This window comes from Methanobacteriaceae archaeon, assembly GCA_030656015.1.
GTDB lineage: Archaea > Methanobacteriota > Methanobacteria > Methanobacteriales > Methanobacteriaceae > UBA349.
On the sequence record JAUSNX010000004.1, the window covers coordinates 86,644 to 99,301 of the forward strand.

The window sequence follows — 12,658 nt, forward strand, 5'->3', positions numbered from 1 at the left end:
TCTATAAACACATAATACCTACAGTTTCAAAGGAATATCTCCTTTGTGGAGTGCTGATCCAACCAATACTTTATTTAGTCCTTTTTCATTCAATGATTTAATCTCAGAGGGTATAATTCCACCACCTAAAATTAAAGAATCTTTAAATTCTGAAAATTCATCAATCAAATTCTTATTAAAACCATTAAAAGTTCCCACTTGAGAAATATCAAGTAATATTATTTGAGAAGGATTTAAATCAATTAAAAATTCTTTAAAGTCATTTAAAGAAATATCCATTTCTTTAGCCAGAATCTGGTCATTTTTTATATCCACACTGACCACTATTCTATCTTTAGGAAATTTTTCAAATATTTTCGAAAGTTCCCCCAGACTTTTCAGGGTTTCTGTGGCCACAATTATTTTATCAGCAAATTCAAGGGCAAATTCAAAGCTTTTTAAGTCTTTAACTCCCCAATCCATCATTACCGGCAATATATGATTAATTTTTCTTATCAATTCCAGATTTGATCCTTTTTTTTCAATGGCATCTAAATCTGCAATGTAAATTTGATGAGCCCCTTGTCTTTTAAGGCTGCTTGCAATTTGCACTGGATCTGGATAAGAAGAGTAAACCGTTTTTAATGGTTGATAAGTTTCTCTATGGCCTGATTTTCCAGAGACTGCCATTCCAGACATTAAGTCCAGTACAGGTATAATTTCCATCATATCTTTAAAGTTAGATTTTTATATTTATTAAAATAATTGATTTGAATATATTGAATCTAAGAATTAGTAAAAAAAAATTAAATATACAATTTTAATCTTCAAAATAGAACTATATTTAAGGGGGAGGGGTTTGTTAACCCCAATCTAATTAAGTTAAATAAACTATATAAAGTTAATTACTTTTTTAAAAAAAGTATTACTTAAAAGTAAATAAAAAAAATAATTAGTTTATGTCATCCACCACCTTGAACCATAATGAGTTTGCCTGTTTTAGGATCTTTATATACTTGGCCCATTTCCACATATCCCTGGCCAGATCCAGAAGATGTTTGAGGAGTATTATTCAGCTCATCACCTTGATTGAGTTCTACTGCTTTTTTCATTGCTTCCATGGTTTCCTGACGCTCTTGAGGAGTCATGTCAGAGAAAACTACATTCTGCATGTTCCAAGACATTACCAAAAAGATCAAAAATCCAACGGCCAGTACCAGCATGGCATCAACCAGATTGGCGGATCCTGCTGTGGGATCTTCTTCACCTTGACTAGAAAGCATTCGCCGTCTGTGTTTTCGCACCATGTTTCATAACCTCCAGAACTGAATCCACTAATGTATCAAGGTTAGATATGTATTCTTCGTACCATCGTCTTCGAACTTTAGAAACAACATAAGCAATACCTCCAGCAGCCAAACCCACTACTGTAGTATCAAATGCTATAATAATAGCCTGGGCCAGAGTATTTATATCACCCGATCCCAATGCAGCGAGTCCAGGACCCATAGGAATTAAAGTACCCATTAATCCCAGAGTAGGTCCTAAACGAGTTACAATATCTGTTTTTTCTATTCCTTTCATTGCTTTTATTTCTTCATTTTCCACCAGTTTACGGGCCAGTGCCTCACGTGAAGCATCAGGCATATCTTGTGTATTAGCCAAATCAATTAAAATATTTTTTTGGCCTTGTGGAATACCACTTTTCTCCACTACAGCCATAATCTGTTCAGAAGTAGGTGGATGAGAAATCTGCTTAATAATATCTTCTATTTCTTTAGGAGTAGTCTTAATTCGGCTGGAATATTCTGAAATCATCCCACCAAAAGAAATTATAGCATAAGCCATAAAAGCCAAAAGACCTACAATAACTGGTATTAAAAGACTAAGAGAAATTACATGTAAAATACTACCTAACATTTCACTGCCAGGGACTGCAACCATTAAATCACCTCATATTATCATGATAATTGATATTTAAAAAAAAATTGAATTTATATCATTAGATTCAATTTTATTATCTATTTTTCATCTATTTATCAATTTAAAGTACTTCTTTTTTTATTTAAGAATATTCCAAGAACCAATAACCCTAATGAACCTAACAGAGCCAGTACCAAAGTAGTAATGGATGGTATGTCCAAAGGAGTCATTTTTGAACTTAAAACTGAATTTATATTAGGGAGTACTATAGCAGACACCATAAAATAAAGGCCTGCAAATAGCATAAAATTTCCTAAAAGAACAGGGTAAGGTTTTTTCACAAATTTAACAATTGCACCTGAACTTAAGTAAAATATCGTTATCAATATCATTAAAAACAATGCAGAATATTGACCAATAGTGGCTGCAGAAAGACCAATTAATGGAGAAACCATTACAATAACCGCAATAACTGCTCCAAAACAGCAAGGGCATGGTGCTACCATAGCCATACATGTCGCTTTAGCAGTATTCTTTTGATTCTGTTTCCATTCACGAATAGTGTGAAATCCAGCATACATTATAACAACCGCCATAATTATGGTGATAACAGACGCATACTGCGTAAAAAAGCCTTGTACCAATGACATGTAGGCACTGGCCAGCGTAGTGATTGCTAGTATTCCTAATCCATATCCGATAATAATTAATGCCGCCGTCTTTTTATTAAGGCCTGCAAATCCCATAGCCAGACCAATCTTTATTCCAAATACCAGTAATACTGATAATACTCCCATTTGCCATAATAAACTCACAATATCCATACTTTCACCTTGATAAAAACTGATATATAATACTTCCTATATAAAACGTATTATTACTTTTCTACCTTATTTTGCCTTTTTAGTAATAACAAATCATGATTAATACTTATTTTTGAAATCGAATCTGTTTTTATTACTTCACTAAAAAAAAAAGAAAAAGGAAAATGGGTTTTTAAATGTTTTTTCTATAATATCCAACACCGAATAGTCCTAAAAGTCCAATTATACCCAAAATAGCAAAGAATGAAACTCCCGTACTATCCGAGGATCCTTGCGGGTTTTTACTAACTTCATATGCTTTTTGCTGTGAGCTACTGGAACCAGTTGTACTTTCAGATGCAGATGAGTCAGACGATTCCTTAGACTGAGTCGAAGCAGAAGATTGACTATTACTGGAAGAAGATTGACCCTTATCCTCAATAGATGAAGATTGACCATTTTCTCCAGTAGATGAACCACCCTGTGAAGGAGTAGATGGATCATTGGATACTATGCCAATATCTTTACCAGTAGCCGCTTGCATAATCTTAGCATAAGCTTTCAGTGTCGCAGAGGAAGCAGAGGAAGCCTTGGCCACCCACTTATTGAACTCTAAATTAGCACAAGTATGGTGACAACAAACTACTCCATAATCCACCGTAGCTTTGATGTATTCATTGGCCACTGCAGTTTGAGTTGCTGCATCCATAGTAATCATACCTCTTCGAGCAGCTTCCAGTATCCATGCTGCAGTTGAAGCAAATGCATAAGGATTAGCCTTTAAAAGCTGATTTTTAACACTAGAATCAAGTATATAGTTTTCAGCAATAGATTTCCAGGTTGAATCACTAACAGATTCTGGAATAATTGCTTCCCAGGCAAATAAATGACCAATTTCTCTGGCAATTTCATTGGCACCTGAAAAACCTTCATTAAGCATACCTTCTTTCCATTTAGGATTTAAAATCCTTGAATGTATTTCAGTAGACATAAACTGACCTAAAGTCTCAATGCGTGGAGTTCCCCGAGTATTGGCAATGAAAACACTGACATCTTTGTTAGAAATACTTTCAGCAGTCATTGTAAGGCCACCTAGATATTGATATACGTCATCATTATCCAGAAGTCCGTAGTTATTGTCTCTCACTTGAATAGTAGCATCAACGTTCTTTAACTGGTTTTTAAATGCATCAATACCATTTAAAGCATATATCCCATTGCCATAAATATATGACATCTTGGAAAGATAAACTTCTATCAAATCATTCTGATCATCCCATCCAGATGTGGAAGGAATCAGTTGAGCAACACCAGTACCATATGCCTCAGCAGGAGGACCAAATATACGTGATCCTGCTAAAGTTTGAGCAATGGTAGAATTCATTCCACTTTGGGTATAATTAGCCAAATCTGCCAAGTAGTGTTTGCGTATATAGTTGTTTTCAGCACTTTCTGATAGATTAGCAACTTGTCTGAATGCATTGTCCAAAACGTTAGTAGTATATGAAAAGGTGTCTCTGAATAATCCACTTATGGTTACCAGCACATCAATTCTTGGGCGCTTTAAATCTGCTAAAGATGTTATTTTATAGCCCGTAAAACGTTTACTACTATCGTAAGTTGGTTCTACACCCATATACCTTAATATCATGGCAATAGATTGGCCCATGGTACGCATCGTCTCAGTAGACCACAATACAATTCCCACGGTTTCTGGATATCTTCCATTTGCGGCATAGTATTGGGCCAGCATTTCATCGGCCAGTTGACTTCCAATTTTCCAGGCAGTTGCATCTGGTGCCATACGCGGATCAAATGAATAAAAATTCAATCCCGTAGGTAAAACATCTTCACCCCTACGAATAGGATCGCCACCTAATGATGGAGAAACAAAAGTTCCATTAAGAACATTTAATAAGTTTTCCATCTCCAAATTAGAAGTAAGTAATGACCTCAAATAATTCCGATACTCAGTATTGTTTCTATTTACTGGATCAAAACTAACAATAGAATCAATCATTTGTTCTAATTCAGTTCCATTAAGAGCAACACCAAATGTATGCAGTCCATATGGAATCAAAGAAGATTCAATTTTCTCTAAATGATGTTCAACCTTATTTTTGATATCTTCAAAACTGGTGGAATTTAGGTCGATATTGAGATCTTCGTTTAGATTTAAGGATTTAATAAGTCCTAATATTTCGCTTTGAAGTACTGCTTTTCTATCAGACTGATCTGTAGAATCATAGCTACTAATTTTATCTTTAAGTGTTGCAAGATCACCATAAAGACCAGAATTAACTATGGTGGCAGTTAAATGGTCAATAATTACTGCATAACCCCTTCTTTTTGCTTGTGTTCCTTCACCAGTGTTATCCATAATATATGGATATATATTGGGCATATTGCCTAAAAGAACATCAGGCCAATCTTCAATACCCAGCCCTACGCTTCTACCCGGGAGCCATTCCAGAGTTCCATGTGTTCCCAGATGAATAACAGCATTAGCTTTCATGTTGTTTTGCAACCACATGTAAAACGCAATATACTGATGTGTGGGAGGTAATGTTGCTGAATGGGCAATAGAAGTTGGGTCTTCACCCCATCCTCTCATGGGTTGAGCACCCACGAAAATGTTGCCTAGCATTATACCGGGAATGACAATTTTTCCATCATAAACCATGACATTTCCGGGAGCAGGTCCCCACTTTGCAATAACTTCATTTTGAAGATCTTGGGGTAAGGTCGCAAACCATTTCTGATAATCACTTAAGGGCATGGTTATGGCCCCAGCATCAACTAGTTTCTTAAGCTCACCTGGAGCCCAGGAACCCACATTGTTTCCAGCAGTTAAAAACAGATTAATTATTGATTCTACCGAATAATTACCATTTACGGTATAACCCGCATCATCCATTGCTTTAAGAATCTGAGATATGCTTTCTGGAACATTAAGATAAGATGCTCCTACACCATCTTTTCCTCCAGCAGCATTGTAGTAAATAAGAGCTATCTTTTTAACAGAATTTTGGAGTATTTGTAAATCTATCCAGTTTACAACCCTGCTGGTGACTCTTTCAATTCGATCGAGTATTGGTGTGTATTTTTTTATACTTATTCCTGTAAAAGAATCAATCTCACTAGATTCAACACCACCCATCAAAATAGGCTCAATACGTCCTTCCATTTCTGGCCAGGCCACTTGCCAGTATACCTCACTGGAAAGTCCTGAAGAACTATTTTCCCAAGTATCCATATCTGAGGCATAAATTGGAGCAAAAACAGGCACATTAAGTTTTTCCAGAATCTCAGCACTGGCCGTGGCATTACTCAATACCATGGTGTATCCCATGCAGCATACCAGAGCATTAATCCGGGATGAATTTCCATTCATGAAAAAACTGGAAAATGCACTGGCTCTTGCAGAATTACTTGAATCACAGATAACAAGCATTACATTCATGCCTTTTTCTTCCAGGCTTCTTAAAAGCGCTTGCAATAATTCGCCGTTTCCATTCATGAAATGAGATTTATAACCCAAGATTCCAACCCAGGGAGCACTTGCATTATATGATCCATTTTGTGAATACCAATTCAGATAATCATTGAAACTGGTAAATGATGCAATAACTGAATCCGGATGGTAAACGAACACTGTAGGATAAGAAACCGGGCTTAAATCCTGAGAAGGGATAACATACATTCCAATTTTTTGAAGTGTTTTAAGCTGGAATCGGCCCATGTTTTCTTCACCCGAGTTATCCCAGTAAATTCTCATTTGTGTATCATTGGAATTAATAGATGAATCATTGTTGAAAGTTGAATTAGATCTTAAAGCCCATATTATGGCATTAGTACCATTAATTAGCTCTTTCACCTTGTTAACCGAACTTACACCAATCATTTCCAGAACAATAATGTCTGATTTCAAGGCAAATTCTTTAATCTCATTTTCAAGGATGGTGTTTCCAGAAGTTAAATCACTGGTAGTGTAAAACTTCAAATTGTAATAGTATCCTTCTTCTCGAAGTTTTCTATTGGAGTAAACCATTGGTTTGGAGTAGGTTGAAGATCCACTCAAAATGAGAAGATTGTAGGCTCTCAAGTTTACTGATGAATAACCGTAGCTTGAATTTGTTGAGTTTAACCAGTTCATTTGTACATTTACCAGTTGAGACAAGTGGCCCAAAGCAGTAACATTGACCTTTAAACTAGTTTTATTACTTTTAAAATTCAGTTTATACTGACTATTCCCAGATTTAGTAACTGAAACATTAGAAATAGAATTTCCATCAGAATCTTTTACAACAACATTTGGCAAATTATTGCCTGAGAGAGCTTCTGGATGCTCTAAAGTAATATTTAAAGCAATTTCTGAATCTATTTCACCCCCTTGTGTAGTGTTTGCTGCAGAAACCGATCCACAGATTATTATTGCGAAAACCATAGCCAAAGCTAAAAAAATCATTTGTTTTCGAATCTTTTCACCTCCTTTAAATTTATAGTACATCCCTTTGCAAATGTACTTGAATATAAATCAAGTAAAATTGATATTTATATCTTTCTATTTTTTCAAGTTAACTTTAATTTTATTCAAGTAAAATTTAAATAAAATAAATGAGAATAGAATAACGGGGTTGATGTTGTCATCCTAAACTACCTCCTTACTTAGGAAATATCTAAAGGGAGATTAATTCTCCCAATTACTATTTTTTAAATAAAAAAATCAATATATCATAAAATTAAGGTTAATTAATTAAAAAAAGCCATGCTAAAAAATTCTTAAATTAAAAAAATAAGAAAATAATTATCTATTAAATATTTTATCTCTAAATAAATATCCTCCACCAGCAATAGCACCAATGGCCACTACTAAAGCAGCACCAGTTCCTGGAAAACTTGATCCCGAGGATGAACTTTTTGGTGTAGAATTATTAGATCCGGCACTAGTAACCTCTTCAGCATCAGGAGTTGCACTATCTTCCACATTATTTACTGTACCATCATCTTGATTGGAGTAAGATACACTATTTGTACTATTTGTACTACTTGACCCGCCTTTACTTTTAGAAGTAGTGGTTTTAGTTTTATCCTTGGAATTAGAAGTTTTGCTCTTATCATTACTAGAAGTTGTTGTAGTGGTAGATCCAGAATCAGAAGTATCATCAGTAACTTCAATAGGAATTTCTTCTGGATATTCAGTATGTCCCGGATGTGCCGAGGCCATCCCACTAAAAGCAAAAACTACGGTAATTAACATTATAAAAAGGATAAAATTATTTTTTAGTCTTATTATCGTCTCACCTCCTAAACAATAATATAAAACATTTAAAATTTTGATTCAAATAATATATATTTAAAAATTAATTATATAATACTTACTATTAAATTTTTATTATTACTTTTTTTGAGATAATAAAAGGTTTTGTAATAAATCCCTAAAAATTAGTGATAATTAAATATGAATTTCTATCGAATTACTTTAAAAAATAAAAAAAGAAAAAAGGGTAGATTATTTGTTTTTTAGTTTCTTCCAACACCTTTGAAGTATCCGAATCCAATAAGGCCCATTAAAGCAATTAGGCCAACTATAGCGTAAGCGTAGTTGTCATTATTCTTATTAGATGAGCTTTTAGTATTTTCAGAAACTTCATAGGATTTACCAGACTGATCACCAGCAACAGAAGCAGATGCAACAGAAGCTGCAGATGCACTAGCCGCAGGACTCACCGAACTGGATGAACCACTATCCGAAGCAGACGGACTGGACGGAGTAGCACCAGGATTACTTGGAGTAGACGGGTTAGACGGATTCGTAGGAGTTGATGGATTTCCATTATCCGGAGTAGTGCCATCTATACCCAAAATCTTAGTTAGTTTCTTCTTCTGTTCGGATGTCAGGGAAATCATTCCATGATTATAAGCCATGAGAAGAGATTTAGCAGCCATCTTCAGTGCATCAGGATCGGTAAGCGCATCAGAACCAAATACAAGCTCATTGGCTATTTGCAGTAATTTATCAGAGCTTATGTCATGATTAATGTTTAAGGTAATTATACTGCGAAAAGCTAAAGCCATACGTCTTTGTCCAGCAGGTCCTTCATCAAACAAACCTTTTCTCCAGACCGGATTAAGTAGAGTCATGGTTATACTATCATCAAGAGCTTCTTTTAGAGTTCTTATGATGAGGTTTTTTGGATCAGCAGTGTTAACAACTATTGGAGTTATGTCCTTACCAGTCATGCGTTTAACCAGGAATTGTATCATAGTTACACCACGATAAGTTGGTGCAGGAGCCCCATTAGATACACGCGGTGTGATTACCATGGCACTATCAACAGTTCGGAGTAATTTTTCCATAACACTTCGACCAGGTACACCACTTAAACCATCACCATAGAGATATGATTCATATTCCAGGTAAGCTTCAGCAAGCTCTTCTTCAGTCCATGTTTCAGAGGAACGTAGGATTCTTGCAGTTCCCATAGCATGGGGATCAGCACCTGGTGGTAAACCAAATATTCTGGCTCTTGCTAAGCGTTCGGCCTGAGTATCTGCTTCAGCTTGACTTAAACCTTGTGCCAGTAACTCAGTTTTTAGTTGAGGAATCATAGCCAAGTAGTGCTTGCGCACGTAGTTCTTGTCACTAGATTCATTTAAAATAGCCACTTGTTTAATAGCATTATCAATGAGTGCTATAATATTCGGGCATACATTAATGAAGCTTACAGAAGCACTGATAAGAACATCGATTCTTGGCCTATGTACAGTTACATTTCCAATAGTGATGGTCAAGTTTTCCAGAGGAATGACTTCAGTTCCTACAACAGTTCCACTTAAATAAATCGGTTTTACACCCAGCAAGTAGAAAATCGTAGCAATACTTTGTCCATTGGTAGTAATTACTTCATTACCACGTATAGATGTGGCCATGGTTTCTGGAAATGTTCCATTATTACTACTCAGATATTCTTTTAAAACAGCTTCTGCTGCAGTATAACCAATTGTTAAAGCCGCTGCATCAGGAACTTTTCTTGGATCAAAAGAATATGTATTCGTTCCAGTTGGTAGGGATGCCAAATTTCTAACAGGGTCCGCAGCTACACCTGGCTTAATATATCCTCCATTTAATGCCTTTAACAAAGAGGCCATCTCATTAATTACACTCTGATTTAGTAAGTTCAAAATATAATCATGCTGGCCCGTCCTGTTTCCTGGATCAAATGCAATAATTGCGGCAATGAATTTCTCCAAAGTTTCATTATCAGGTAACTCTCCAAAGGTATGTAAACCATAAGGAGTCAGTAGTTGCTGTAATGTGTGCAAATAGCTATGTAATGTATTCAATACAGTTCCAGAAGGAGTAGATGAATTAATTCCCAATCTTTCCTTTAAACCTGTTTCATTATTAATTTTTTTCCAGATTTGGTTGTAGTAGATAGTCATTAATCCAGTATCGTTTTGCTGGTAGGCTGTATCAAATGAAGTCAGTAGATCATGCATCTCCATTAAATTACCATATAATGCAGATTCAACTACTGGTGGTGTCAAATGAGAAATAAGAACGGCATAAGCTCTTCTTTTAGCATTATCATTTGCTCCAGAGTAGATGTAGATATTTGGCATTTCCCCTATCAGAGTATTTGACCAATCGTCCTCAGTCATACCTGAAGTGTGACCAGGAAGAAGTTCTAATGTTCCGTGTTCTCCAGTATGGACTACAGCATCGGCATTAAAACCATCTTGCAGCCATAGGTAGAAAGCAATATACTGATGGGTTGGTGGTAGAGTGTTATTATCCAGACTGGATGAATTACCATTCCACTTCCATATTGGTTGTGGTCCCATGAATATGTTTCCTAACATTATACCAGGGAATACAATTTTACCATTGTAAATCATCAGATTGCCTGGAGCGGGGCCCCAAACTTCTTCAACTTGTGCTCTAAGAGAAGCAGGTAATTGGTTATACCATTGCATGTACTGAGCAACCGTTATGGTTGGTGCTCCTTTGGCAATAAGGTTCGCCAGATCTGCTTGAGTATAATTCACTAAATTCCTACCATGGTCATTAATCATGGCCAGAACACTATCAGCAGTTAAATTTGTGGCATTTATAGATCCAACATTGTATCCTTGAGCTGCAAGAGCTTTTAGAATATTTGCCAGACTAGCCTCAATATTTAAACTGCCTCCAGTAGGCATTCCTTCATCATGAGTATTGTCGAAATAAATTAAAGCCAGTTTTTTGTCAGCATTCAATTTATGTTTCAAAATACCCCATGAAACAGCCCGATCAGCTAACTGATCAATACCTGGTTGATATGGAACAAATATTTTAATATCCGCACCTGTGGTTGGGTCAGTTCCAATACTTTTGGATCCACCTATTAAAACAGGTTGACTTCGTCCATTTATCTCAGGAGTGATGATCCATGTTGTTAATTCGCCACCATATAATCCCGTGCTACTTGCTAGATAACCGTCAAGGGTATCTTGAAGGAATACATGGACTGGGCTTAAAATTGGTACATTTAAAGTATTTAATATATTTAAACTAGCATTATCAGTCATTCCACTGTGTAAATGCGTAATCAACACATCTATAGCTGGAGTTCCATTAACCATAAAGAATTTGTTGGCCGTGGTAGCAAAGTCTGAGAAAATAGGCACTATTACGTTGGCTCCACTCTCTTCCAATTTATGAATTAAAGCATTGTATGCTGCTAGATCATTGGCACCATAATACCACGCATGGAAAAGTAGTCCAATCCATGGGCCGTTTGCTTTGTATTTACCTGATGAAATATACCAAGCTTCATAATCTGCCCTTGTAGTAAAAATTTTTGTAGTATCTGGATGATAAACAAATTCTGTTGGCATTCCAATGATTGTAGTATTGGTTGAGCTGTTAATTGCTGTGAAGTTTTTTAATGTAGCCAATAATGCTCTTTTAATATTTTCTGTAGTTAAATTAGCATTAAGAACAGATGAATATGCAAGAGTGGTCACACTGATATCTGTTGTCAACGGATTTGATCCTCCTAACAAATATACCTTGGAACCTGTAGGCATTTGCTTTACAGACGGTGCAAGGGATGCTGTGAATGTGCTGACACCAGGGTTAACCATTAAGAAAATATTCGATGTTTTCAATTCATCGCTAAATCTCTGGAATGTTGCTGAATCAGTAGAAAGAGTATCTTCAGAGAAGATTCTTAATTCAAAATCATACCCTTCAGGAAGCAAATTGTTCAAATATACATCATTCATTACTCGATCTACAGTTCCAACTCTACCACCGGCTACCAGTATAACCATTTTCACATCTTTGAGCATTTTTGTTGGTACAAAGGTATGGTTGAGTTCGGCCGTAGGTATGGGTGTACCTGTTGGTGTTACGCTAGTAGTGTAGTTTCTTCCTCCAAAGAGAATTTCCACTTTAAATTGTGTTAAACTGGAATTGAAGTAGATATCATATTCTCCACTGGAATTAGTTGTTCCACTGATAATCAACGAGTTATTAGATGGGTTTCTAATGTTTATTACCGCCCCATTGGCCAGTGTAGTGTTATTTCTTATTACACCGTGTATTCGTGGGTCTGGTTCATTTGAACTAGCATTTGTTCCATTTACAGTTTGCACAGTTGTCGTATCATTTATACCCTCCTGTGAATCTGTTGCGGCCACTGCACCACACAGTGACATGATGAAAACAAATGTAGCTATAATTAAAATCACTTGTCTTCTAATTTTTTCACCTCCTTTACGTTTAATCAAAGTAAATTGAACTTACCAGTATATAATAATAGTTATTAATTAAATATTATTACATTTTTTAATATATTTTAAATTTAGTAATAAAAAAATAGGATAAATAATACTTTTAATGAAATAAGCTACTTAAAATTATTAAATTCAATTAAAAATAAATTATAAACATAGAAAGTTAA

The 12,658-nt window shown here is 35.5% G+C and carries 7 protein-coding genes; all 7 read right to left on the reverse strand.

What is annotated here, in order from left to right:
- Positions 1 to 18 precede the first annotated feature (18 nt).
- A complete protein-coding gene (locus Q7I96_03615; protein MDO9626700.1) occupies positions 19 to 708 on the reverse strand; it encodes a HisA/HisF family protein in 690 nt (229 codons plus the stop codon).
- 233 nt (positions 709 to 941) lie between these two features.
- The gene (locus Q7I96_03620; GenBank protein ID MDO9626701.1) at positions 942 to 1,286 is read right to left on the reverse strand and encodes a DUF2149 domain-containing protein; all 345 of its coding nucleotides are present in this window, start codon (positions 1,284 to 1,286) and stop codon (positions 942 to 944) included.
- Positions 1,252 to 1,923, reverse strand: a complete 672-nt coding sequence (locus Q7I96_03625) for a MotA/TolQ/ExbB proton channel family protein (GenBank protein ID MDO9626702.1) — start codon at positions 1,921 to 1,923, stop codon at positions 1,252 to 1,254. The genes Q7I96_03620 and Q7I96_03625 overlap by 35 nt, the downstream gene beginning before the upstream one ends.
- A 95-nt stretch (positions 1,924 to 2,018) precedes the next feature.
- Entirely contained in the window at positions 2,019 to 2,726 is a 708-nt protein-coding gene (locus tag Q7I96_03630) for a DUF2162 domain-containing protein (GenBank protein ID MDO9626703.1), read from the reverse strand.
- Positions 2,727 to 2,898: 172 nt separating this feature from the next.
- Positions 2,899 to 7,215 (reverse strand): cobaltochelatase subunit CobN, encoded by a 4,317-nt coding sequence (locus Q7I96_03635; GenBank protein MDO9626704.1) that lies wholly within the window; start codon positions 7,213 to 7,215, stop codon positions 2,899 to 2,901.
- A gap of 297 nt (positions 7,216 to 7,512) precedes the next feature.
- Positions 7,513 to 7,965 carry a hypothetical protein gene (locus Q7I96_03640; protein ID MDO9626705.1) on the reverse strand — a complete coding sequence of 151 codons (453 nt, stop codon included), beginning with the start codon at positions 7,963 to 7,965 and terminating at the stop codon, positions 7,513 to 7,515.
- A gap of 263 nt (positions 7,966 to 8,228) precedes the next feature.
- On the reverse strand, positions 8,229 to 12,485 hold the full coding sequence (locus tag Q7I96_03645; GenBank protein MDO9626706.1) for a cobaltochelatase subunit CobN: 4,257 nt from the start codon (positions 12,483 to 12,485) through the stop codon (positions 8,229 to 8,231).
- Positions 12,486 to 12,658 lie beyond the last annotated feature (173 nt).

Coding starts and splice junctions, on each gene's coding strand:
- Q7I96_03615 (MDO9626700.1), bottom strand. CDS start 708: ATGATGGAAATTATACCTGTACTGGACTTAATGTCTGGAATGGCAGTC.
- Q7I96_03620 (MDO9626701.1), bottom strand. CDS start 1,286: ATGGTGCGAAAACACAGACGGCGAATGCTTTCTAGTCAAGGTGAAGAA.
- Q7I96_03625 (MDO9626702.1), bottom strand. CDS start 1,923: ATGGTTGCAGTCCCTGGCAGTGAAATGTTAGGTAGTATTTTACATGTA.
- Q7I96_03630 (MDO9626703.1), bottom strand. CDS start 2,726: ATGGATATTGTGAGTTTATTATGGCAAATGGGAGTATTATCAGTATTA.
- Q7I96_03635 (MDO9626704.1), bottom strand. CDS start 7,215: ATGTACTATAAATTTAAAGGAGGTGAAAAGATTCGAAAACAAATGATT.
- Q7I96_03640 (MDO9626705.1), bottom strand. CDS start 7,965: ATGTTAATTACCGTAGTTTTTGCTTTTAGTGGGATGGCCTCGGCACAT.